The following is a 21,413-nucleotide window of genomic DNA, read 5'->3' on the forward strand; positions in this document are numbered from 1 at the left end:
CTTCTCCCTGTTGTCATTGCAATGGCTGCGTATCTTTGGGCGCGTGGCATGCGTGGCCTAGCGTGCATGGGTCATCACCATCACGCGGGGGGTTTCCGGGATATTCTCCCTGAACAGCCTGATCGTGCTGTCGCAGGCGAAATCCACGTCCTGTTCCTCGAAATAGTTCAGGAAGCTTTCGATCCACATGGTGTTGCGGGGTTTGTAGGTGAGCGTGCGGAAATGCATCGGAATGATCAGTTTCGGCCGCACCTCGCCGATCAGCGCCATGAGATCCGGCAATTCGATCGTCAGATAGCCTCCTGCCAGCGCCAGAAGAACGTCCACATCCTCGAAAAACGCCATCTGCGCGGGTGTCAGCGGATTGCCCACATCGCCCATATGGGCCACGCGAATGCCATCCATCTCAAACCGGTACATGCCATTCTGCCCGGGCACCTCATGCTCCGGGTGCCGGTCCCATTCCGCCGCTTCGATGGCGTGGATGCGCAGGCCTGCGGCCTCAGCGGAGCCGCCGCTCTGCGCGACCGTCAGCGCGTTCAGCACCGCCGGCTCTCCCGGGATCAGATCGGCCCGGCAATGGGCGCTGTCATCATCCGACGAGATGATCACCAGATCGGCGCTCTCCCCGATCGGCCGATAGCCGACGCCCTCGGGCGTGTAGGGGTCGCAGATGACGCTCGGGCCCTTGGTGTCCGGGGTCAGCCTGAAGGCCGCATGGCCATACCATGTGATCTGCATCCGGTCATTTACCCTTTCGAAATACATGTGCGGATTTGATCTTTGCCGCGGGCGTGGCGACGGGTTTCCGCGTCTGTGGATTTTGCGAATTGATATACCATTGTTATAGGTGGCGCCGGGTCGAGGCGCCGATTTTCCGTTAATCTTCTGCTAGTTATTGCCCACCACATGGGGGCTTTGCGTCTTCGTGATGTCGTCGTTGTCGGGTCTCGGATGGTGACGCCAGTGGCCCGACGGGTCGCGCCCCCGGCAGATGATCGCCTCCACCCCGCGGGCCCAGTCCGGGTCGGTGATCCGCACCTCCGGAGGGCAATAGCGCAATGTCAGCCCGCAGCGGCGGCGATCCGATCCATTGGCCTCCGAACCATGGACCAGCATATCCGCGTGAAGCGAAATCTGTCCCGCTTTCAATGTGTTGGTGAAAGGCTTCCCCAGCCTGTCGGCATCCGCGATACCCTTGTGGAACACGGCCGTGCCGCCGGTATCCGTCGTTTCCAGCGCGCCCTTGTCATGGCTGCCGGGAATGAACCGCATCGCGGAATTCTCGGCGTCCGCATCGTCGATGGCCAGCCAGACGGTGACCGTGCGCGCCGGGCTCAGGCTCCAGAAGCTCGCGTCCTGGTGCCAAGGTACCTCCTTGGGATCATGAGGTTTTTTCGACAGGATCGCGCTGGCCCAGCAAATGATGTCGTGCCCGATGATGTCGGCGACATGGTCCAGGATGCGGTTGTCGGTGGCGATGTCCCAGATCCCGGCCATTCGGGCCTGATAGCAGTTGATACCATAGGCCCCCGCGTCGCCCAGCCCGGCCATGAGCCGGTCGAAATAAGCACGGATGCGGGCGATCTCGGGTCGGGTGAAAATGTCGAACGGTTGCACGAACCCGTCGCGGTTATAGGCAGCGATATCGGCCGCGCTCAGCCGTGACAGCCCCGTGGCCGCAGCCGGGCGAAACCGCAGATCCAACACCATATCCAACCTCCCCATCCACCCAGCATAGGCAGCAGGACGGCGACTTTGGCAGACCCCAACTTGACATTTTTATGTGTGAATTTGATATTCTTGTTAAGATTTCTGCACTTGCAAACAAGGGGTTTTGGCATTTCATGCGAAAATCACTGTTCAGAATTGATACATATCTCAAACCGGACGAGGCCTTCCACTACGCCCGCAAGGACCTTGACCCATCCCCGCCGGAGATCGTGCATACCCATGACTATTTTGAGCTGTTTCTGGTCGAGCAGGGGCGCACGCGGCATGCGATAAACGGGGTGGAGGAAACGCTCGGCGTCGGAGACATGGTGTTCATCAGGCCCGCCGATATCCACGCTTTCCAGGCGGATGCGGAGCTTGGCTGCCGGATCATGAATGTGATGTTCCGGGTGGAGACCGCCGAACATATCGTGACCCGCTACGCGGAGGATTTCGCCGGGCGGCTGTTCTGGTCCGAGGGGGATCTGCCGGTGACGGTTCACATGACGGGCGCGCAGCGGGAGCGCGCGATCAACTCGATCCAGTCCATGCGCAACACGCGGCGCAGCCTTGCCCGGATCGAGCATTTCCTGTTGTCGGTCATGACCCACGTGCTGGACGAAGCCGCCACGATCCACGACCGCGCGCCCACCTGGCTGGTCACCGCCTGTCAGGAGGCCCGGCGGCCCGAGATTTTCCGGCGCGGGGCCTCCGGTTTCGTCGCCTCCGCCGGTCGCGGTCACGAACATGTCTGCCGGCAGGCGCGGCGGTATCTGGGCGTCTCGCCCACCGAATACGTCAATCGCGTTCGGATGCAGCATGCCGCGATGCTTCTGGGCACGACCCGGCTCACGATGCAGGAGGTGGCGCAGGATTGCGGCCTGGAAAACCTCAGCCATTTTCACAGGCTGTTCCGGGAGATCTACGGCACGACCCCCCGGCAGTATCGCCAGCGCCGCAAGCGCGATCCGATCCAGTCGGGCGCGGTTACCGCCTGAGCGCCCGGTTGGATGTCAGCCCGGTACGGGGCCGGTTTCAGGGATCAGAAAAACGCCTGCAATCCGGTCTGGGCACGGCCCAGGATCAGGGCATGCACATCATGCGTACCTTCATAGGTGTTCACCGTTTCCAGATTCTGCGCGTGCCGCATCACATGGTACTCCGCCATGATGCCGTTGCCGCCATGCATGTCGCGTGCCGCCCGCGCGATATCGAGCGCCTTGCCGCAATTGTTGCGCTTGATCAGGCTGATGACCTCGGGCGCGCAGCTGCCGTCGTCCAGCATCCGCCCGGCACGAAGTGCCCCTTGCAGGCCGAGTGTGATGTCGGTCTGCATGTCGGCCAGCTTTTTCTGGAACAATTGCGTCTGCGCCAGCGGTCGGTTGAACTGCACCCGCTCCAGCCCGTAGCTGCGCGCCCGGTGCCAGCAATCCTCGGCGGCGCCAATCACGCCCCATGCGATGCCGTAGCGCGCCCGGTTCAGGCAGCCAAACGGCCCCTTCAGCCCTTCGACACCGGGCAGAAGCGCCTCTTCACCCACCGCCACGTCCTTCATCACGATTTCGCCGGTGACGGAGGCGCGGAGCGACAGTTTCCCGCCGATCTTGGGCGCGGAAAGACCCTTCATGCCTTTTTCCAGAACGAAGCCGCGGATCTTGCCGCCATGCGCCTCGGATTTGGCCCAGACCACGAACACATCCGCGATCGGAGAGTTCGAGATCCACATCTTCGCCCCGTTCAGAACAAAGCCGTCGGCGGTCTTTTTCGCGACGGTCTTCATCCCGGCCGGGTCGCTGCCCGCATCCGGTTCGGTCAGGCCGAAGCAGCCGATCAACTCACCAGCCGCCAGCCCGGGCAGGTATTTCTGCCGCTGGTCTTCGGAGCCATAGGCGTGGATCGGGTACATCACCAGCGAAGATTGCACCGACATCATGGAGCGATAGCCGCTGTCGATCCGCTCCACCTCGCGGGCGACCAGCCCATAGCTCACGTAACCCGCTCCGATACCGCCATATTCCTCGGGAATGGTCACGCCCAGTAACCCCATCTGCCCCATCTCGGCGAAGATCTCGGGAGCGACGAGTTCGTTCAGATAGGCCTCCGTCACCCGTGGGGCCAGCTTGTCGGCGGCATAGGCCCGCGCGCCCTCCGCCAGCATCCGTTCTTCCTCGCTCAATTGGCTCGACAACTGAAACGGATCCGCCCAGTCGAATGGCGCAAGCGAAGGGCCGGTATGGCGTGTGTGACCGTCAGGCATGAATTCTCTCCCAGAAGATATCGGGCGCAAAACATCGCATTTGCACCGATTGTGCAAGATCGATGCGCCGAACCCAAGCCCCCATCTGACGCTGCGTTCCGTGTTCCGGTACGTCTTGCCGCCATCCGGGCGCGGCTCTAGGCTCTGCCGCTGAACGGAGGGCCGCACCCCATGTCCAGACGAACACAATCCGCCGATGCGTGATGACAGCCATCTGCCGCCGGCCCTGCGAGGTCTGCGCATTCCCGCCGTGGCTGCACCGCTTTTCATTGTCTCGGTGCCGGATCTGGTGATTGCCCAGTGCAAGGCAGGGATCATCGGCAGTTTCCCGGCGTTGAATGCACGGGAGGCCGATGGCGAGCCGCCGATGCTGGAGGCGTGGCTGAAACGGATCACCGAAGAACTGGATGCGTTCAATCAGGCCAACCCCGACCGGCCCGCGGCACCCTTCGCGGTCAACCAGATCGTGCATCGCTCCAATGCGAGACTCGAACGGGATCTGGAGATTTGCGCCGCGTGGCGCGTACCGATCTGGATCACCTCGCTCGGGGCGAGGGTGGAGGTGAACGAGGCGGCCCATAGCTGCGGCGGAGTCGCGCTGCATGACATCATCAACAACACCTTCGCACGAAAGGCGGTGGACAAGGGCGCCGATGGGCTGATTGCGGTTTCCGCAGGCGCCGGCGGGCATGCGGGGCCACAAAACCCATTTGCTCTTGTAGAAGAAATCCGGACCTGGTTCGACGGCCCGCTTCTGCTCTCGGGCTCCATTGCCACCGGACATGCGCTTCTGGCTGCGCAGGTTGCAGGTGCCGATCTGGGCTATATCGGCTCGCCCTTCATCGCGACGGAAGAGGCCAATGCGGTGCAAGACTACAAGCAGATGATCGTCGAGGCCGGAGCGGAGGATATCGTCACATCCTCGCTTTTTACCGGCGTATCCGGCAACTATCTGAAACCGTCCGTGTCCAGAGCCGGGATGGATCCCGACAACCTGCCCGGAGCGGATGCCTCGTCGATGTCGTTTGGCAGCGGCGGGTCGAAGCCCAAGGCCTGGAAAGAAATCTGGGGGGCGGGGCAGGGGATCGGCGCGGTGAAGGCCATTGAGCCTGCCGGCAGGCTGGTGGACAGACTCGCCCGGGAATACGACGCCGCGCTGGCGGGCGTTCTGGCCTACGCAATGGGGAGATCGTAGATGGATCTTGGAATGAGCGACCGGGTGCGCCCGTTGGTGGAGCAGGTCCGCCAGATGGTCATGGAAGAGATCGCGCCGCTGGATCTGGTCTACGAAGCGGAGGTGGGCCGGCACCCGTCCGGTGACAGGTTCCAGCATACGGAGCGGCAACTGGAAATCCTGTCCTCCCTGAAAGCCAGCGCCAGGGCACGGGGTCTCTGGAATTTCTGGCTGACCGACAGCGAGAAGGGCTTCGGCCTGACGACGGTGGAATATGCCTATCTGGCCGAGGAAATGGGAAAGGTCGGGATCGCCGCGGAAATCTTCAACTGCAACGCGCCGGATACGGGCAATATGGAAGTGCTGGAGCGCTATGGGACCGAAGCGCAAAAGGCGCGCTGGCTTCCCGACCTTCTCAACGGGGTGACCCGCTCCGCCTATCTGATGACGGAACCCGACGTCGCCTCCTCCGACGCGACGCAGATCAGCCTGTCGGCGGTGCGCGACGGTGACGCGTATGTGCTGAACGGAGAGAAGTACTGGGCCTCGGGCGCGGGAGATCCGCGCTGCGCGCTTTATATCGTGATGACCTGCACCGATCCGCAGGGCGAAAAACATGCCCGCCACTCCATGATGCTGGTGCCCGCCGACGCGGACGGGATCGAGGTTCTGCGCCCGATGCATGTCTACCACACCGATGATGCGCCCCATGGGCATATGCACATCCGGTTCACCGATGTGCGGGTGCCGGCGGCGGATGTGGTTCTGGGCGAGGGGCGCGGCTTCGAAGTGGCGCAGGGCCGATTGGGCCCGGGGCGCATCCACCATTGTATGCGGGCGATCGGGCAGGCGGAATACGCGCTGGAGCTCATGTGCCGCCGGGCGCTGACGCGGGAAGCCTTCGGCAAGCCGCTGGCGCAACTTGGCGCGAACCATGACATCATCGCCAATGCGCGGATGGAAATCGAAATGGCGCGTCTGCTGTGCCTGAAGACCGCATGGATCATGGACACGCAGGGTGTTCGTGCAGCGCAGCCATGGATCTCGCAGATCAAGGTGGTCGCGCCGATCATGGCGCTGAAGGTCGTGGATGAGGCGGTGCAGATGCATGGCGCCTCGGGCATTTCGCAGGATTTCCCGCTGGCCGCCATGTGGACCCGGCTGAGAACGCTGCGGCTTGCGGACGGGCCCGATGCCGTGCACCGGCGGCAGGTGGCGCGCGCGGAGCTGCGCAAATACTCCAATCAGGCGCGATGAGCGGGCTGGACATCAACGCGGTCGCAGACTGGATGCAGGCCCATGTGGCGGGCGTCGACGGCCCCTTGACCGCCCGGAAGATCGAGGGCGGGCAGTCGAACCCCACCTATCTGCTGGAAACACCGGCCCGGCGTTTCGTGCTGCGCCGCAAGCCGCCCGGAAAGCTGCTGAAATCGGCCCATGCCGTGGAGCGGGAATTTCGGGTGCAACAGGCGCTGGCGGGCTCGCAGGTGCCGGTGGCCGGGATGCTGGCCCTCTGCGAGGACGATACGGTAATCGGATCGGCGTTTTACGTGATGGCGTATGTGGAGGGCCGGAATTTCGACGACCCGCGTCTGACCGGCCTGCCCCTGCATGACCGGGCGGCGGTGTTTGAGGAGATGAGCCGGGTTCTGGCAGCGATCCATTCCGTCGATCTGGATGCGGCGGGACTTGGCGATTATGGCCCCCGTAGCAACTATTATCGCCGCCAGATCGACCGCTGGACGGGGCAGTATCACGCGTCCGAGACCGAGGATATCGCCGAGATGAACCGGCTGATCGGCTGGCTGGACGAGGCCTGCCCCGAGGATGACGGACGGGTCTGCCTGGTGCATGGCGACTATCGGATCGACAATCTTCTTTTTGCACCGGACGGTCCCGATATTCTTGCGGTTCTGGATTGGGAGTTGAGCACGATCGGGCATCCGTTCGCGGATCTGGCCGCCGTGATCATGCAGTGGCAGATGCCGCCCGGCACCGTCGGGCGCGGTCTGGCGGGGGTGGATCGGGATGCCGAGGGCCTGCCGAGCGACGAGGCCTTCATTGCAGCCTATTGCGCGCACACGGGCATCCCGGACATCCCGGATTTCGGCTTCTATCTGGCTTTTTCCTTCTTCCGCATGGGCGCGATTCTGCAGGGCGTGAAGAAGCGCGCCCTGGACGGCAATGCATCGGACCCGAAGCGGGGGCTGATGCTGGGAGCGTATGTCGCCGAGTTCGCGCGCGGCGGATTGCGGGCCGCGGGTCTGCCTGGCCGATGACGGACCGGGGGGCGCTGCCCCCGGACCCCCGGCAAATTTGAAAGGCAATGAAGGGGGCGGCCCTTGTTGGGGGGTGATGCTTACGGTGCCGGTTGCAGATCGGCCATGACGCGTTCCAGGTGGAATTCGGTATCCCCCAGTTGATGGTCGATCATGACGAGCCGTTTGGCGTAATGCGAAGCGGGGTACTCCCAGGTCATCGCGATGCCGCCCTGCATCTGGATCGACTCTTCGGCGACCAGTCTGGCGGCCCGTCCGATCAGGTTCTTGGCCATGGAGACACTGCGCGACTGCGCCTGTGTGCCCATGCGGGAGGCGGCAAGGATGGTGATGGACCGGGCCTGTTCGATCTCGATCCCCAGGTCGACCGCGCGATGCTGCAGCGCCTGAAAGCCGCCGATGGGGCGCCCGAACTGTTTGCGGGTCCTGAGATAGTCGATGAGCATCGCATTTGCGGTGTCCATTGCGCCGACGGCTTCGGCCGCGAGCGCGAGAGCGCCCCAGTCGAGCGCGTCCTGCAGCATCGCGCCGGCGTCACCGGCCAAGAGAACGGCCTCGCTCTTGTCGAGGAATAGCTCGCCCGCGCCGCCGCCGTCGATCATGCCATAGACCGTGATATCGGCGTTGCCCGGCGCAATCTCGAACAGGCCGATGCCACCCGCATGGCGCGCCGCAATCAGAATCCTGTCAGCGGCGTGTGCACCGTAGACCACTGATTTCCTGCCGGAGATTTTCCATCCATCGCCGGAGTCCGTTGCCTCGGTGGCGATATCCTCCACCGCGTAGGGCGCATCGATCTCGCCGATGGCGACCGCGTAGCGGGTTGCGCCTGACAAAAGCGGCTCCAGATCCACGCCGCCTGCCATCAGCAGCCGTGTTGCGAGCAACTGGGGCAGGACCGGTTCAGGGCAGAGCGCGCCGCCAAGCTGTTCGAAGACGGTGACCACATCGAAACCGGCGCCGCCGAAGCCGCCCCTGTCTTCCGGCGCGAGCGCATAGAGAACGCCCAACTCGGCCAGGTCGCGCCATTTCTGCGCATCGTGAAACGGGGTGTCATACGCAACCGCATTCCGGTGCTCGATACCGTAGTGATCGCTCAGATAGCGGCCGAGACTGTCGGCCAGCATCCGGCGGTCGTCGGAAACATCGAAATCCATCAGCCCAGCATCCCCTTGGCCAGAATGTTCTTCTGGATTTCGTTCGACCCGCCATAGATCGAAATCTTGCGATTGTTGAAATAGCTGACCGCATTTGCGGCATGGTCTTCGGGCACGAGGGCCGCGTTGCCGTCCAGCGCCTCAGACGGGAAGGGCGCCGCGGCGGGGCCAAGCGCCCGGCGGGCGAGATCGTTGATCGCCTGACGGATCACCGTGCCCTTGATCTTGAGCATCGAGGTCTCGGGCCCCGGGGCCCCCTTTTTCTGGGCATCGGCCAACATACGGAGATTGGTGAGCTTCATCGCTTCCAGATCGATCTCCACCTCGGCCAGCCTGGCTGCGAAAAGCGGTGTGTCGATCAGGCGTTTTCCGCCGCGTCTGACCTTCGTGGCGAGCGATTTCAGCTGTTCCAGCGCTTCGATCGAAAACCCGACGCCTGCGATATTCGTGCGCTCATGCAGCAGCAGATACTTGGCAATGGTCCAGCCCATGTTCTCTTCGCCAACCAGATTTGAAACCGGCACGCGCACATCGGTGAAAAAGACCTCGTTGACCTCATACCCGCCTTCGATCAGGCGGATCGGGCGCATCTCGATCCCTGGCGTGTCCAGATCCACCAGCACGAAACTGATGCCCTCCTGCGGCTTGCCGTCGGTTTTCGTGCGCACCAGACAGAAGATGCGATTGGCGTGCTGGCCAAGTGTGGTCCAGGTTTTCTGGCCATTGATGATGTAATGGTCCCCGTCGCGGACGGCGCGCGTCTTGAGTGAGGCAAGATCGCTGCCGGCGCCGGGTTCGGAATAGCCCTGACACCACCAGTCCCGTCCGTCGAGAATGCGCGGCAGGTACTCCTCCTGCTGCGCCTTGGTTCCGAACTTGAGCAGGACAGGCCCCAGCATCTTAAGGCCGAACGGCACGATACGCGGCGCGTTGGCACGACAGCATTCCTCCTCGAAGATATGCTGCTGGACGGCCGACCATCCGGTGCCGCCCGCCTCCACCGGCCATGTCGCGGCAAGCCAGCCCTTGGCGTTCAGGATCGCGTGCCAGCGGTCCATGTCCTCTTTGGTCAGTTCACGGCGCTTGCGTACCTTCGCGGCCAGTTCCGCGGGCAATTCCGCGTTCAGAAAGGCCCGAACCTCGGCCTCGAACGCCTGTTCCTCGGGTGAATAGGTCAGGTCCATTTATCCCTCCCGGTTCAGGTCGGCGAAGGTGGTCTCCTCGGCCGCCATGCGCCGCAGGATAGCGGGAACCTGCCAGAAATGCGCGTCTTCCGTCGCGTAGGTTTCGATCCGCTCCACCAGCCGGGCGGCGCCAAGCGTGTCGGCGTGGTGCAGCGGGCCACCATGGTGCCGCGGAAAGCCGTAGCCGAACAGAAGAACCGCATCCACGTCGATCGGCCTGAGCGCGATGCCTTCGTCGTAAACGCGCGCAGCCTCCGAGATCATTGCCGTCAAGTAGCGGGCCACGATTTCCTCATCGGTGAACGGTCGCGGACTGACCCCGTGGTGGGCGCGCTCGGCCTCGATGATCGGGGCGATGTCCGGGTTCGGGCCGGTGTCCGCGCCGTGAAGATAGAACCCCTTGCCCGTCTTTCGCCCCAGCCAGCCAGCCTCGACCAGCCGGTCGGCAACCGCCACGTAGCGTTCGGCCTCGGGACGGGTGGCGTCCTGCCGCCTGCGATTGGCATGGCCGATGTCGAGACCCGCCAGATCGGACATCTCGAACGGGCCCATCGCAAACCCGAAACCGCGGATCGCGGCGTCGATCTGTTCGGGGCTTGCGCCATCCATCATCAGGTGATCGGCTGCCTTGCGATAGTGGTTCATGATCCTGTTGCCGATGAACCCGTCGCAGACGCCCGCGCGCACCGCGATCTTCCGAAGCCGCTTGGCCAGCGCGAAACCGGTCGCCACGACCTCCGGCCGGGTCGCGTCGCCCACCACAACCTCCAGCAGCCGCATCACATGGGCGGGGGAGAAGAAATGCAGGCCGATCACATCGCCCGGCGATGCGGCGGCTGCGGCGATGTCATTCACATCCAGATAGGAGGTGTTGGTCGCAAGGATCGCGCCCGGGCAGATATTCTCCGCCTGTTTGATGATCTGCTTCTTGACCTCCATATCCTCGAAGGCCGCTTCAATGACCAGATCGGCGCCGTCAAGCCGGGCCATATCGGTGCTGGCGGTCAGGTCAAGCGTATCGCGTCTTTCGGATGTAAGTTTGCCGCGCCTGACCGCGCCGTCCAGATTGCCGGCGATCGCCGATTGCCCTCTTTCCAGGGCGTCCGCGTTCTTCTCCACAAGCGTGACCGGAAATCCGGCCAGCAGGCAGGCGGTTGCGATGCCCGAGCCCATGGTGCCCGCCCCGATCACACCGATGCGCCCGATATCACGCGGCGTGGCCGCTGCTTCAGGGATCTTGGCGACCGCGCGTTCCGCGAAGAAGGCATGGATAAGTCCGGCGCGCTGCGGGCTGTCGAGGCAGTTCTGAAAGAGAGCGCGTTCCCGGGCAAGGCCCTCCTGCAAGGGCAGTGTACTCGCCGCCACCGCCTCGACGCAGCGATGCGGCGAAAAGAGATGGGCCTTGATCTTGCGCAACTCCGCCGCCGTCTCGGCCAGCGCGTCGTCATCGGGTTTCGTGGTCAGATCGCCCGTGCGCCGTGTCCGCAGGTCGCCACGGCGCACATCGACGGCAGCTTGCAGGGCCAGATCGCGGGGATCGCCCGTGGCGATGCGATCGACCAGACCCAGAGCCAGCGCTTGCTCCGCGTCGATATGGCGGCCCGTGGTGATCAGGTCCAGCGCGGCGGGAATGCCCGTCAGGCGGGGGGTCCGTTGGGTGCCGCCCGCGCCGGGGATGATGCCCAGGGTCACCTCGGGCAGGCCGATGGCGACGCCGGGGACCGCGATGCGCGCATGGGTGCCAAGCGCAACCTCAAGGCCGCCACCCAAAGCCGCGCCGTGAAGGACTGAGATGACCGGCTTGGCGCAGGCTTCCAGCCGGTTGCAGAGCGCGGGCAGCCAAGGGTCTTTCGGTGGCTTTCCGAACTCGCGGATATCGGCGCCCGCGATGAAGCTGCGGCCTTTGCCGTAAAGCGCGATGACGTCGATCTCCGGGTCGGCCTCCAGGGTCTCCACCGCCTCCAGGATCGCTTGCCGCAGCGCGTGGCTGGCGGCGTTCACCGGCGGGTTGTTCAGCCCGATCAGTCCGGTCGCGCCGACCCGCTCCAGATGCACCACATCGTTCATGTCGCCCTCCCTTTCGCGCGCCATCCCGCCTGCGGGACCGACAATTGTCAACCGCTTGGTCGGGAAAGAATTGCCAACTCACCGGTCGCAATCTAGGACATTGGTCAGTCACAGCGAGGAGACGGGGATGTCAGAGGCCTTTATTTGCGATTACATCCGCACGCCCATCGGGCGGTTCGGCGGCGCCCTTTCCGGGGTGAGAGCCGATGATCTCGGCGCGATCCCACTGGCCGCGCTGATGGCCCGGAACGAAGGCGTCGACTGGGCGTCGGTGGACGAGGTCATCTATGGCTGCGCCAATCAGGCAGGTGAAGACAATCGCAATGTGGCGCGGATGTGCGCGCTTCTGGCGGGGCTGCCGGTGGAGGTTCCGGGGGTGACCGTCAACCGGTTATGCGGGTCCGGGATGGATGCTGTGATCGGCGCGGCTCGCGCGATCCGCGCAGGCGAGGCCGAGATGATGATTGCGGGTGGCGTCGAAAGCATGTCGCGCGCGCCTTTCGTGATGCCCAAGGCCGAGGCCGCCTTTTCGCGCAAGGCGGAGATCCACGACACCACAATCGGCTGGCGCTTCGTCAATCCGGTGATCAAGGCGCAATACGGCATCGACAGCATGCCCGAGACGGCCGAAAACGTGGCCGCCGACTATGCCATTGCCCGCAGCGATCAGGATGCATTCGCGCTTCGCTCCCAGATCAGGGCGGCGGCGGCGCAGGACAACGGGCGTCTGGCGCGGGAAATCACGCCGGTGACAATCCCGCAGCGCAAGGGCGATCCCGTGGTCGTGGACCGGGATGAGCATCCGCGCGCCACCACGGCGGAGAAACTGGCCGCCCTTCCCACGCCCTTCCGGGCCGATGGCAGCGTGACCGCTGGCAATGCCTCGGGCGTGAATGACGGGGCGGCCGCGTTGATCATCGCATCGGAAGAGGCGGCCCGCCGACATGGGCTGACGCCCGTTGCGCGCATCATGGGCGGGGCCACGGCGGGCGTGCCGCCCCGGATCATGGGGATGGGGCCGGCGCCCGCGACGCAAAAGCTTTGCGCGCGTCTGGGTCTTGCCGCTTCGGATTTCGACGTGATCGAGCTGAACGAGGCGTTTGCAGCTCAGGGGTTGGCTGTCCTCAGGGCGCTCGATCTGCCGGATGAGGCGGCGCATGTGAATCCCAATGGCGGGGCGATCGCCCTTGGCCACCCTCTGGGCATGTCGGGGGCCAGGATTGCCGGCACCGCGGCGCTTGAATTGCAGGCGCGTGGCGGCCGGTACGGGCTTGCGACCATGTGCATCGGCGTGGGGCAGGGTATCGCCGTGGCGCTGGAACGGGTGTGATCGGCCGGCAATTTCCCCTGCGCGCGCCCTGATGCAGAGGGTTGCCGGTGTGCTTGATGCGGACAGGTCTGCCCCGCCCGGCTTTCAGGCGCGGGCAAGTGGCCGCATCAGCCCCTCCTGCGCGGTGGAGGCGACCAGCGTTCCGTCCGCGGCATAGATCAGCCCGCGGTTCACGCCACGCCCACCGCCGGTCCATGGGCTGTCCATCACGTAAAGATGCCAGGCTCCGAAATCGACGGGCGCGTGGAACCACACCGCGTGATCCAGACTGGCGGTCATGATGTCGCCGGTGAACCAGCTCTGACCATGTGGCCGCAGCCCCGTGCCCAGAAGATGCAGATCGCTGGCATAGGTGAGCAGACAATGCTGCATCCATGCCGGCGCATCCGGAACCGGGCGGGTCAGCCGGAACCAGACGGCATGGCCATCCGGAGCGGGGGTGGGCGCCATCAGGTCATATTCGCCGGTCGGCCGAAGTTCGATGGGAGAGGGCCGCAGGATATCGTCGCGCCGCGCGGCGGGCGCGCGGGCCGCAAGACCGGCCTTGGCCTCGGCACGGGTCGGCAGGGTTTCGGGGTCGGGCGCCGCCGGCATCGGGTGCTGATGGTGAAACCCCCTCTCCTCGACATGAAATGAGGCCGACATGTTCAGGATTTGCCTTCCGTTCTGGATCGCGATCACCCGGCGGGTGGTGAAACTGCCGCCATCGCGGGCGCGGTCGACCTCGTAGATCACCGGGCGCGACGGATCGCCGGGGCGCATGAAATAGGCATGAAGCGAATGGCAGTTGCGCCCGTCCACGGTGTGGTAGGCAGCCGACAGAGCCTGCCCCACGACCTGCCCGCCGAAGATGCGTTTGGATGTTTCGCCGCCCGAACCCTTGCCGCGATAGAGGTCCATCTCCAGCGGTTCAATATCCAGAAGATCGAGAAGTACGGCAACGGGGTCGGTCATGCGCGGGTCCTTCGGCCTGGTCCTGTCGCGGTCTCTACGCCTTTGATGGTCAGGGTACAAATCCTTCGCCTTGCGCTTCCGCGCCGATCGGGGGCAGTCTGCGGCCAAAGAGGAGGGGCCCATGAGCAAACCTTGTATCATCTGCGTGGCGATCACCGGATCGGTGCCGCGCAAATCCGACAATCCGGCCGTGCCGATCACCCTGTCCGAACAGGTGGAAAGCACTCATGCGGCCTATGAGGCCGGCGCCAGCATCTGCCACGCCCATGTTCGCAACGACGACGAAACCCCCAGTTCCGACCCCGAGAAATTCGCGCGTCTCAAAGAGGGGCTGAAGGCGCATTGCCCCGGCATGATCCTTCAGTTTTCCACCGGCGGGCGCTCGGGCGCGGGCAAGGAGCGGGGCGGAATGCTCTCCCTGCGGCCGGACATGGCGTCGCTTTCGGTCGGGTCCAACAACTTCCCCACGCGGGTTTATGAAAATCCGCCCGATCTGGTGGATTGGCTGGCATCCGAAATGCTGACCTACCAGATCAAGCCCGAGATCGAGGCTTTCGATCTGTCCCATATCCATCAGGCCGCAAAAATGCAGGCTGACGGTCGCCTTGCCGCGCCCGCCTATGTGCAATTCGTCATGGGCGTGAAGAACGCGATGCCCGCAGACCGGGATGTCTTCGACTATTATGTGCGCACGATGGCGCGGCTTCTTCCCGACAGCGAATGGTGCGCCGCCGGTATCGGGCGCCACCAGATCGAGGTCAACGAATGGTCGGTCGCCGCGGGCGGACATGCGCGGACGGGACTGGAGGACAATGTGCGGCTGGACCGCGAAACGCTTGCCCCGTCGAACGCCGCGCTGGTGACACGGGTCGCCGAGATTTGTGCAGAACATGACCGTCCCGTGGCCACGCCATCACAGGCCCGCGAAATCCTGGGGCTGCGCCCGGCCTGATTGCATCCGCTGCCTGCTGGATGTCGGGGGAGCGGGCCGGGGGCAGGGCGGGCGCCGGAGTCCATCCCGTTTCTGCCCGAATTCCGGGCGACAGCGGCCTCTTCCTTGGACAAGCGCGCGGGGATTGGCTTCTATGTGCCAAAGATCGAACGGAGATCGCCTATGACCCGACCCAAACGCTTCTGGCGCGAAATGACCACGCGGGACTTTGCGGCGGCAGCGACGGATGACTGGATTGCCGTCCTTCCTGTCGCGGCCATCGAACAGCACGGCCCGCACCTGCCGGTCGGGGTGGATGCGCTGATCGCGGAGGCAATGGTGGCGCGCGCGGCGGATGCCCTTCCCGCAGACAGCCCGGCCACGTTTCTGCCGGTTCAGCAGATCTGCAAGTCCAACGAACACATCGCGTTTCCCGGCACGCTGACGCTGGACTGGGAGGTGGCGATCAAGTCATGGCTACAGATCGGGGCGAGTGTTGCGCGCGCGGGGGTGCGCAAGCTGGTCTTGATCACCAGTCACGGCGGCAATGTCCCCCCGATGGAGATCGTGGCGCGCGAGTTGCGTCAGAGCGATGGCATGGCCGTTGTCACCACCGCCTGGACCGGCCTGCGCGATGCGTCGGTTTACGAGTATCCCGACGGGCCGATGGTGGATATCCATGGCGGGCTATCGGAAACATCGATGATGCTCGCGCTCTGGCCCGATCTCGTGGAGATGGAACGTGCGGAGGATTTTGGCTCCGCCCAGACGGCGCTTAGGCAGGGATCGGCCAAGCTGGGCTATCACATGGCGGAGGCGAATATGGCCTGGCTCGCCCATGACCTGAACTCCAAGGGCACCGTGGGCGACGCCTCCCGCGCCACCGCAGCGCTTGGCGCGGCCGATGTGGTCGGCCAGATCGCGGGGTTTTGCGCTCTGATCGAGGATCTGGCCCGCGTCACCCCGCCCGATCACGGCGGTTAGGCGCGGCGCGTCAGGCTGATCAGCGTCGAGGCAAGGAAGACCCGCGCGGCGGCGCAGACGATGCTTGGCCCCGTCGGGGTGTCGAGTTGGAAAGGCGCGCACAGCCCGGCCAGCGCCGATGCGGCGCCGATGCCGCCGGCGGTCAGCGCCATCGCCTCCGGCGATCCGCTGAAAGGCCTTGCCGCGGCGGCGGGGATCAGCATCAGAACCGCCAGCGCGCCGCCCCATATCACGGCCAGATCGGCGCGGGTCACGGCAAGGATATCGCCGAAAAGACAGGTCGACAGGTCAACCCGTACCCCGCTCGGGAGCGACACGGCGACAAGGCCGACGGCCAGTGCGGAATGCGCGAGCCCCCCCAGAAATGTGTCAATGCGGTACCCACGTTCGGACAATGTGGAAACCGCAAGCGCCATGGCCAGGCATACAGCCAGAACGCCCGCGAAGATCGAGATCGAGAAACTGACGCTCAGCGCCAAGCCCAGCAATGCCGCATGGGCCGTCGCATCGCCGAAATAGGCCATGCGCCGCCAGGCGACGAAGCAGCCAAGAGGGGCCGCCGCGACGGTCACGCCCGCGCCCGCCAAAGCTGCGCGGATCAGGAAATCATCCGGCATCACTCTGCAACTTCATGCGCGTGATCATGGCTGTGACTGTGTTCGTGTCTGTAAAGGGCAAGTGCGCCTTGCGTCCCGGTGCTGAACAGCGCCCGATAGGCCGGTGCGGAGGCCAGGATCTCGGGCTTGCCTTCGCAACAGATATGCCCGTTGAGACAGATCACCCGGTCAGAGGCGCTCATCACGACATGCAGCTCGTGGCTGACCATCAGAATGGCGCAGCCCAGGTCGCGGCGGACCTGTTCGATCAGCCGGTAGAATGCGGCGGAGCCGGGCTGATCAAGGCCCTGGGTCGCTCGTCGAGGATCAGCAGATCGGAGTGGTTCAGCAAGGCCCGGGCCAGAAGAACGCGCTGACGCTGTCCGCCGGACAGATCGGTCATCTGACGGGAGAGCAGATCGGCGGCCCTGGCCTCTTCAAGTGCTGTACACATCGCCTTTCGGGTCTGGCGTTGCGGCAGCGACAGAAAACGCGTGACGGTCAGCGGCAGGGTCCGGTCGATGTGCAACTGCTGCGGCACGTACCCGATTTTCAGCTTGGGCGCGCGCTGGATACTGCCTGTGCTTGGCTCAAGGACGCCGATCAGCGCTTTCAGAAAGCTCGGCTTGCCCGAACCGTTGGGCCCGACGATGGTCACGATTTCGCCCGGTTCGATGACGAAATCGACATTCCGGAGCACGGTTTCTCGCCCCAGGCGCAGAGCCAGATCCCGGGTTTCGATCAGGCTCGTTTTTCCGCCTCTGCACTGGCGGGGCAGAGCTCCTCCAACTCGACCACGCCCTGTTCCATGGCAAACCACGGGGCCTCGGCCTCCTGATCCGGCGATCGCTCCACCGGTCGTGCGCCGGCTTCGGCGACGGATTCGCATTTGCGGCAGATCGGAAAAGTCGGACGATGCGCGCCGCCCGAATGGGTGCAGGCGATATAGGCGTTCAGGCGTTCGATGCGATGGGCGAAGCCATGGCTGACCACAAAGTCCAGCGCGCGATAGGCGGTGGGGGGCTGCGCGCCCAACCCTTCGGCCTGAAGCCGGGCAAGGATATCATAGGCACCGTGGGCGCGGTGGTCCTCCAGCAGCAGTTCCAGAACGCGCCTGCGGGCCGGCGTCAGGCGAGGTTTTCCTCGGCGCAGTGCTTTTCCACTGCATGCATGGCGTCTCGGATGCAACTTGCGTGGTCACGGGTGCCAAAGCCGGGCTGGGACATTGGGGAGAAACCGTGACGTGAAATATTAATATGTTATAGCATAATATATATGAGTTCTCCGACTTCAAACAGGAGAGCCATACCATGTCAATCCAAATCTTCGCCCTTTGCGCTTTGGTCCTTTCGGTTTCCGTCGCCGCCGCTTGGTCGGATACTCTCCGAATCGTAACCGATATACCGCCTGTGCATTCGCTTACGGCGCGGGTGATGGAGGGGGTCGGAACGCCCGATCTGCTGGTGGATGGCGCCACCTCGCCGCATGACTTTGCCCTGCGTCCTTCCCAGGCCGCGGCTCTGGCGGAGGCGGACCTTGTGATCTGGGTTGGGGGCGGCATTAACCCCGGCTTTGGCGGGTTCGCTGAGCGCACTGGCCGATCGGCCCGAGTGGCGATGCGGCGCATGACCACGACCACGCAGCGGGCCCCGGTGACGATGCGGCACATGATCACCACGCACACGCGCATGACGACCATGACCACGACGCCCATGAAACTGCAGCCCATGACGAGGACCACCATGATCATGACCATTCCGGCATGGACCCCCATGGCTGGCTCGATCCGGCCAACGCGACCCTCTGGACCGGTGTGATCGCGGATCGGCTGGCAGATATGGATCCGGCCAACGCCTCCGTGTATCAGGCAAATGCCCGCGCGGCAGAAGTTGAACTCACAGGGTTGCAGGCCGAGATCGCAGAGCGGTTCAGCGCCGGCGTGCAGCCGCAATTCGTGGTTTTCCACGATGCCTATCAGTACTTCGAGACCGCCTTTGGCCTTGCCCCGATCGGCGCGATTCCCCTGTCCGAGGTGGAGGCGCCTTCGGCCGCGCGGGTGGCCGAGATCCGCGACCGGATTGGCGGATTGGATGCAATCTGCGTCTTCGCCGAGCCGCAATTCGACCCTCGGATCGTGGCGGCGGTCACTGAGGATACAGCGGCCAGGACGGCGGTGATCGATCCGTTGGGGGCGCAGCCCGAACCGGGCCCCGGGCTTTATCCGGCCCTGATGCGCGCCATGGCCGAAAGCTTCGTCTCCTGCGGCTAGGCCGCGCGTTTCCGGCATGCGTCGCCGTAGCAGGCACAAAGCACGTGGTCCCATCCGGAGCGATAACCAAGCATGGTCTCGGTCGCTGCACTGGCCAGCACCTCGAAGCCGGTATGGGTCAGATCGACCCGCGTACCGGGCCCGTTAGCGGTGAAGACGACGGTGATCTGTGTCGCCTCGGCCGGGTCGCGGCCAACATACCAGTCAAGCGCCAGCTTCGCGCCGGGTTCCCATTCCGTGACGGTCGCCCATGGGTCGGTTCGGCCATCGGGATGGGTTTCGAGGATCCGGCCGCCTTTGTGCGGCTCGATCACCACATCCGCGGCGGGTTTTCCGTCTCGGGCGGAAAGGGAATGGCTGTCCAGCGGCCACCAGCTGGCCATGTCTTCGGTGAAGAGATCGAAGGCCTTGTCGGGCGGAAGTGGGACATGAACGGTTTTGTGGATCGGATCGGTCATTCGGGTGTCTCCGTATCAAGGGGGGATGCGCGCTGCCCGGCCTCCGCCGCGAAAGCGGCGAGCGCGTCGTCCCAGAGGGCATCGAGATAGCGGCGCAGAGCGGCCACGCCCTCGGGTGCAAGCGCATAGACGCGGCGTGTGCCCCGCGGTGTGACCTCCAGAAGCCCCGCATCGCTGAGCACCTTGAGATGCTGCGACACGGCCGGCCGGCTGACGGTCAATCCGTGCGCCAGTTCGCCCACGGGCAGGGCCCCATGGCGAAGCCGTTCGACAATCGCCCGGCGCGTCGGATCCGCAAGAGCGGCAATCGCGGTTTCGGGGTTGGGGCTTGTGTAAGTCATAACTTACCGTAAGTATTCGCTTACGATTCTGTCAACTGATAGCTTCCGACAAGTCAAACGCGGGACGATGTACCCGTCGGCAACAGGGGAGATGAACGCAAATGGCATATGTGATGCACCCGCCCGCGGGCTATGCGGGTTCAGGCAGCGCGATTCCGGCCAACTCGCTTGCGAATGCTGCGTGCGTGTTTGAACAAGCGTTGCCGCAACTTCGCGCGGATCAGATCGCGATATCTGACGGCGGGGACGGTGGTGGGGCGTGTCTTTTTCAGAATGGCCAGCGTGTCGACCTGGGTAACCAGTTCGTATTCCGGGTTTCTGGAAAGGACATCGTCGATTGCCCATCCCACCCCCGGAAACTTCTCGAACCGGTCGTGGAGGCAGATGAACCCACCGGGATTGACCAGATCGGCCCATTGGAGATCGACCATAACAGGGTAGTGCCGGTGGTCCCCGTCGATGAAGACGAAATCGAAGCGGATACCATCGCGGCGCGCCGTCGTGAGATAGGTATGGGTGGTGCCTTCCCAGAAGGTGACCGTCCCGGGGTCGATGCCCGCGGACCGCAGGTTCCTGACCACCTTGTCAAACTGATCCGGATAGTAGGTGAATGGATCGATCACGTAGAAATCCGGTCTGGTCGCAGGCTCAGGATAGCAGTTGATCAGTTCCTTCAACGTGCCGCCCGCGGCGGTGCCGATCTCCAGATGGGCGGCGGAAAGTGTGTTTTCCCGCAACAGATCGGCCAAGGCCTGGCGTTCATTCGCGCTGCATTCCGATCCAAGTGTCTGAGACGATGCGCGAACCATGGCGGCCCTCCAAACTCGGGTGCCTTTTTTCCCAAGCCGGAAGTCGTGTCAACCAGGCGCCTCTTGAAGCCCAGGTGGCCCACAACTAAGACTCTCTTAACCGTAAGCACATAAGACATCTCCGAGATCAGACAGGCAGGACCCGATGCAAGACCCCGTAGACTATTTCCAGAACAACCTCGTGCCCATGGTGGTCGAACAGACCAGCCGGGGCGAACGCGCCTATGACATCTTCTCGCGGCTCCTGAAAGAGCGGATCATCTTCGTCAATGGCCCGGTCCATGACGGGATGAGCCAACTGGTGGTGGCGCAGCTTCTGCATCTGGAGGCGGAGAACCCGTCCAAGGAAATCTCGATGTACATCAACTCCCCCGGCGGGGTGGTGACCTCGGGTTTGTCGATCTACGACACGATGCAGTACATCAAGCCCAAGGTGTCGACCCTTGTTGTCGGCCAGGCGGCGTCGATGGGATCGATCCTGTCCGTCGCCGGGGAGGCCGGGATGCGGTTCGCCCTGCCCAACGCGCGGATTATGGTGCACCAGCCTTCGGGCGGTTATCAGGGTCAGGCTACCGACATCATGATCCACGCCGCCGAGACTCAGAAGATCAAGGATCAGATCAATGCCATCTATGTCAAACATACGGGAAACGCTCTGAAAGACGTCGAGGCCACGCTTGAGCGCGACAAGTTCATGTCTCCCGAAGAGGCCAAAGCCTGGGGCCATATCGACGAAATTCTTGAAAATCGTCCCACCGACGACGCAAAGAGTTGATAATATCACAATGCCGCGGGGTGAGCCCCGCGGCTGACATTTTGGCGTTGTGGCTGCCGGGGGGCTGTTCTAGGCTGCTGGGAACGGCATCCCAGACAGGACCCATATCCGGGTTTGGGCGGGCCTCCGGACACA

22 protein-coding genes and 1 pseudogene are annotated in these 21,413 nt (G+C 64.0%); 10 read left to right on the forward strand and 13 right to left on the reverse strand.

Annotation, left to right across the window (positions count from 1 at the left end; translation table 11 throughout):
* Positions 1 to 57 precede the first annotated feature (57 nt).
* Together D9R08_RS16150 and D9R08_RS16155 are read right to left on the reverse strand one after the other, a co-directional pair.
* Entirely contained in the window at positions 58 to 768 is a 711-nt protein-coding gene (locus D9R08_RS16150) for an MBL fold metallo-hydrolase (protein ID WP_233557528.1), read from the reverse strand.
* 123 nt (positions 769 to 891) lie between these two features.
* Positions 892 to 1,713, reverse strand: a complete 822-nt coding sequence (locus tag D9R08_RS16155) for a phytanoyl-CoA dioxygenase family protein (RefSeq protein WP_121899106.1) — start codon at positions 1,711 to 1,713, stop codon at positions 892 to 894.
* Between the two features lie 134 nt (positions 1,714 to 1,847).
* Between D9R08_RS16155 and D9R08_RS16160 the strand changes: the two genes are divergently transcribed.
* A complete protein-coding gene (locus D9R08_RS16160; protein ID WP_158599025.1) occupies positions 1,848 to 2,711 on the forward strand; it encodes a helix-turn-helix transcriptional regulator in 864 nt (287 codons plus the stop codon).
* 44 nt (positions 2,712 to 2,755) lie between these two features.
* Here D9R08_RS16160 and D9R08_RS16165 read toward each other — a convergent pair whose 3' ends face one another.
* Entirely contained in the window at positions 2,756 to 3,970 is a 1,215-nt protein-coding gene (locus D9R08_RS16165) for an acyl-CoA dehydrogenase (protein ID WP_121899108.1), read from the reverse strand.
* A gap of 196 nt (positions 3,971 to 4,166) precedes the next feature.
* On the opposite strand from D9R08_RS16165, the gene D9R08_RS16170 reads away from it, so the two are divergent.
* From D9R08_RS16170 to D9R08_RS16180, 3 genes are read left to right on the forward strand one after another with little or no spacing between them, the layout of a single operon-like run.
* Positions 4,167 to 5,165, forward strand: coding sequence for an NAD(P)H-dependent flavin oxidoreductase (locus tag D9R08_RS16170; RefSeq protein ID WP_121899109.1), 999 nt, complete (start codon positions 4,167 to 4,169; stop codon positions 5,163 to 5,165).
* Complete coding sequence (locus D9R08_RS16175) at positions 5,166 to 6,401, forward strand: acyl-CoA dehydrogenase family protein (RefSeq protein WP_121899110.1); 1,236 nt, start codon at positions 5,166 to 5,168, stop codon at positions 6,399 to 6,401. It abuts the gene before it with no gap.
* Entirely contained in the window at positions 6,398 to 7,423 is a 1,026-nt protein-coding gene (locus D9R08_RS16180) for a phosphotransferase family protein (RefSeq protein ID WP_121899111.1), read from the forward strand. Before D9R08_RS16175 ends, D9R08_RS16180 begins: the two co-directional genes overlap by 4 nt.
* Positions 7,424 to 7,503: 80 nt before the next feature.
* Here the strand turns inward: D9R08_RS16180 and D9R08_RS16185 are convergent, their stop codons facing one another.
* The 3 genes from D9R08_RS16185 to D9R08_RS16195 are packed head-to-tail and all read right to left on the reverse strand — an operon-like array spanning position 7,504 to position 11,855.
* Entirely contained in the window at positions 7,504 to 8,580 is a 1,077-nt protein-coding gene (locus tag D9R08_RS16185) for an acyl-CoA dehydrogenase family protein (RefSeq protein WP_121899112.1), read from the reverse strand.
* Entirely contained in the window at positions 8,580 to 9,764 is a 1,185-nt protein-coding gene (locus D9R08_RS16190; protein WP_121899113.1) for an acyl-CoA dehydrogenase family protein, read from the reverse strand. Before D9R08_RS16190 ends, D9R08_RS16185 begins: the two co-directional genes overlap by 1 nt.
* Positions 9,765 to 11,855 (reverse strand): 3-hydroxyacyl-CoA dehydrogenase NAD-binding domain-containing protein, encoded by a 2,091-nt coding sequence (locus D9R08_RS16195; RefSeq protein ID WP_233557530.1) that lies wholly within the window; start codon positions 11,853 to 11,855, stop codon positions 9,765 to 9,767. It lies immediately after the preceding gene.
* Between the two features lie 103 nt (positions 11,856 to 11,958).
* Here D9R08_RS16195 and pcaF point away from each other — a divergent pair, with 103 nt between their 5' ends.
* Complete coding sequence (pcaF, locus tag D9R08_RS16200) at positions 11,959 to 13,161, forward strand: 3-oxoadipyl-CoA thiolase (protein WP_121899114.1); 1,203 nt, start codon at positions 11,959 to 11,961, stop codon at positions 13,159 to 13,161.
* 84 nt (positions 13,162 to 13,245) lie between these two features.
* On the opposite strand, the gene D9R08_RS16205 is transcribed toward pcaF, so the two are convergent.
* Positions 13,246 to 14,115 carry an acyl-CoA thioesterase gene (locus tag D9R08_RS16205; RefSeq protein ID WP_121899115.1) on the reverse strand — a complete coding sequence of 290 codons (870 nt, stop codon included), beginning with the start codon at positions 14,113 to 14,115 and terminating at the stop codon, positions 13,246 to 13,248.
* Positions 14,116 to 14,236: 121 nt separating this feature from the next.
* On the opposite strand from D9R08_RS16205, the gene D9R08_RS16210 reads away from it, so the two are divergent.
* The gene (locus tag D9R08_RS16210; RefSeq protein WP_121899224.1) at positions 14,237 to 15,067 is read left to right on the forward strand and encodes a BKACE family enzyme; all 831 of its coding nucleotides are present in this window, start codon (positions 14,237 to 14,239) and stop codon (positions 15,065 to 15,067) included.
* Positions 15,068 to 15,229: 162 nt separating this feature from the next.
* Positions 15,230 to 16,030 (forward strand): creatininase family protein, encoded by an 801-nt coding sequence (locus D9R08_RS16215; protein ID WP_121899116.1) that lies wholly within the window; start codon positions 15,230 to 15,232, stop codon positions 16,028 to 16,030.
* Here D9R08_RS16215 and D9R08_RS16220 read toward each other — a convergent pair.
* The 3 genes and pseudogenes from D9R08_RS16220 to D9R08_RS19470 form a co-directional block, all read right to left on the reverse strand.
* On the reverse strand, positions 16,027 to 16,647 hold the full coding sequence (locus D9R08_RS16220) for a metal ABC transporter permease (RefSeq protein ID WP_121899117.1): 621 nt from the start codon (positions 16,645 to 16,647) through the stop codon (positions 16,027 to 16,029). The two genes, D9R08_RS16215 and D9R08_RS16220, sit on opposite strands and share 4 nt — an antisense overlap.
* A pseudogene (locus tag D9R08_RS16225) lies at positions 16,647 to 17,353 on the reverse strand (ATP-binding cassette domain-containing protein). The gene D9R08_RS16220 and the pseudogene D9R08_RS16225 overlap by 1 nt, the downstream one beginning before the upstream one ends.
* A 14-nt stretch (positions 17,354 to 17,367) precedes the next feature.
* On the reverse strand, positions 17,368 to 17,814 hold the full coding sequence (locus D9R08_RS19470) for a transcriptional repressor (protein ID WP_325048901.1): 447 nt from the start codon (positions 17,812 to 17,814) through the stop codon (positions 17,368 to 17,370).
* 122 nt (positions 17,815 to 17,936) lie between these two features.
* Here D9R08_RS19470 and D9R08_RS19540 point away from each other — a divergent pair, with 122 nt between their 5' ends.
* Together D9R08_RS19540 and D9R08_RS19545 are read left to right on the forward strand one after the other, a co-directional pair.
* Complete coding sequence (locus D9R08_RS19540; protein WP_267898157.1) at positions 17,937 to 18,443, forward strand: metal ABC transporter solute-binding protein, Zn/Mn family; 507 nt, start codon at positions 17,937 to 17,939, stop codon at positions 18,441 to 18,443.
* Positions 18,389 to 18,895, forward strand: a complete 507-nt coding sequence (locus tag D9R08_RS19545) for a zinc ABC transporter substrate-binding protein (RefSeq protein WP_267898158.1) — start codon at positions 18,389 to 18,391, stop codon at positions 18,893 to 18,895. Before D9R08_RS19540 ends, D9R08_RS19545 begins: the two co-directional genes overlap by 55 nt.
* On the opposite strand, the gene D9R08_RS16240 is transcribed toward D9R08_RS19545, so the two are convergent.
* The 3 genes from D9R08_RS16240 to D9R08_RS16250 form a co-directional block, all read right to left on the reverse strand.
* Entirely contained in the window at positions 18,892 to 19,353 is a 462-nt protein-coding gene (locus tag D9R08_RS16240) for an SRPBCC family protein (protein ID WP_121899119.1), read from the reverse strand. The genes D9R08_RS19545 and D9R08_RS16240 overlap by 4 nt on opposite strands.
* On the reverse strand, positions 19,350 to 19,694 hold the full coding sequence (locus D9R08_RS16245; protein ID WP_121899120.1) for an ArsR/SmtB family transcription factor: 345 nt from the start codon (positions 19,692 to 19,694) through the stop codon (positions 19,350 to 19,352). Before D9R08_RS16245 ends, D9R08_RS16240 begins: the two co-directional genes overlap by 4 nt.
* 140 nt (positions 19,695 to 19,834) lie before the next feature.
* Positions 19,835 to 20,503 (reverse strand): class I SAM-dependent methyltransferase, encoded by a 669-nt coding sequence (locus D9R08_RS16250; protein ID WP_121899121.1) that lies wholly within the window; start codon positions 20,501 to 20,503, stop codon positions 19,835 to 19,837.
* Between the two features lie 145 nt (positions 20,504 to 20,648).
* On the opposite strand from D9R08_RS16250, the gene D9R08_RS16255 reads away from it, so the two are divergent.
* Positions 20,649 to 21,278 (forward strand): ATP-dependent Clp protease proteolytic subunit, encoded by a 630-nt coding sequence (locus D9R08_RS16255; protein WP_121899122.1) that lies wholly within the window; start codon positions 20,649 to 20,651, stop codon positions 21,276 to 21,278.
* Positions 21,279 to 21,413 lie beyond the last annotated feature (135 nt).

This window comes from Rhodophyticola porphyridii, assembly GCF_003688285.1.
Lineage (GTDB): Bacteria > Pseudomonadota > Alphaproteobacteria > Rhodobacterales > Rhodobacteraceae > Rhodophyticola > Rhodophyticola porphyridii.

Coding starts and splice junctions, on each gene's coding strand:
- D9R08_RS16150 (WP_233557528.1), bottom strand. CDS start 768: ATGTATTTCGAAAGGGTAAATGACCGGATGCAGATCACATGGTATGGC.
- D9R08_RS16155 (WP_121899106.1), bottom strand. CDS start 1,713: ATGGTGTTGGATCTGCGGTTTCGCCCGGCTGCGGCCACGGGGCTGTCA.
- D9R08_RS16160 (WP_158599025.1), top strand. CDS start 1,848: ATGCGAAAATCACTGTTCAGAATTGATACATATCTCAAACCGGACGAG.
- D9R08_RS16165 (WP_121899108.1), bottom strand. CDS start 3,970: ATGCCTGACGGTCACACACGCCATACCGGCCCTTCGCTTGCGCCATTC.
- D9R08_RS16170 (WP_121899109.1), top strand. CDS start 4,167: ATGCGTGATGACAGCCATCTGCCGCCGGCCCTGCGAGGTCTGCGCATT.
- D9R08_RS16175 (WP_121899110.1), top strand. CDS start 5,166: ATGGATCTTGGAATGAGCGACCGGGTGCGCCCGTTGGTGGAGCAGGTC.
- D9R08_RS16180 (WP_121899111.1), top strand. CDS start 6,398: ATGAGCGGGCTGGACATCAACGCGGTCGCAGACTGGATGCAGGCCCAT.
- D9R08_RS16185 (WP_121899112.1), bottom strand. CDS start 8,580: ATGGATTTCGATGTTTCCGACGACCGCCGGATGCTGGCCGACAGTCTC.
- D9R08_RS16190 (WP_121899113.1), bottom strand. CDS start 9,764: ATGGACCTGACCTATTCACCCGAGGAACAGGCGTTCGAGGCCGAGGTT.
- D9R08_RS16195 (WP_233557530.1), bottom strand. CDS start 11,855: ATGGCGCGCGAAAGGGAGGGCGACATGAACGATGTGGTGCATCTGGAG.
- pcaF (WP_121899114.1), top strand. CDS start 11,959: ATGTCAGAGGCCTTTATTTGCGATTACATCCGCACGCCCATCGGGCGG.
- D9R08_RS16205 (WP_121899115.1), bottom strand. CDS start 14,115: ATGACCGACCCCGTTGCCGTACTTCTCGATCTTCTGGATATTGAACCG.
- D9R08_RS16210 (WP_121899224.1), top strand. CDS start 14,237: ATGAGCAAACCTTGTATCATCTGCGTGGCGATCACCGGATCGGTGCCG.
- D9R08_RS16215 (WP_121899116.1), top strand. CDS start 15,230: ATGACCCGACCCAAACGCTTCTGGCGCGAAATGACCACGCGGGACTTT.
- D9R08_RS16220 (WP_121899117.1), bottom strand. CDS start 16,647: ATGCCGGATGATTTCCTGATCCGCGCAGCTTTGGCGGGCGCGGGCGTG.
- D9R08_RS19540 (WP_267898157.1), top strand. CDS start 17,937: ATGTCAATCCAAATCTTCGCCCTTTGCGCTTTGGTCCTTTCGGTTTCC.
- D9R08_RS19545 (WP_267898158.1), top strand. CDS start 18,389: ATGGACCCCCATGGCTGGCTCGATCCGGCCAACGCGACCCTCTGGACC.
- D9R08_RS16240 (WP_121899119.1), bottom strand. CDS start 19,353: ATGACCGATCCGATCCACAAAACCGTTCATGTCCCACTTCCGCCCGAC.
- D9R08_RS16245 (WP_121899120.1), bottom strand. CDS start 19,694: ATGACTTACACAAGCCCCAACCCCGAAACCGCGATTGCCGCTCTTGCG.
- D9R08_RS16250 (WP_121899121.1), bottom strand. CDS start 20,503: ATGGTTCGCGCATCGTCTCAGACACTTGGATCGGAATGCAGCGCGAAT.
- D9R08_RS16255 (WP_121899122.1), top strand. CDS start 20,649: ATGCAAGACCCCGTAGACTATTTCCAGAACAACCTCGTGCCCATGGTG.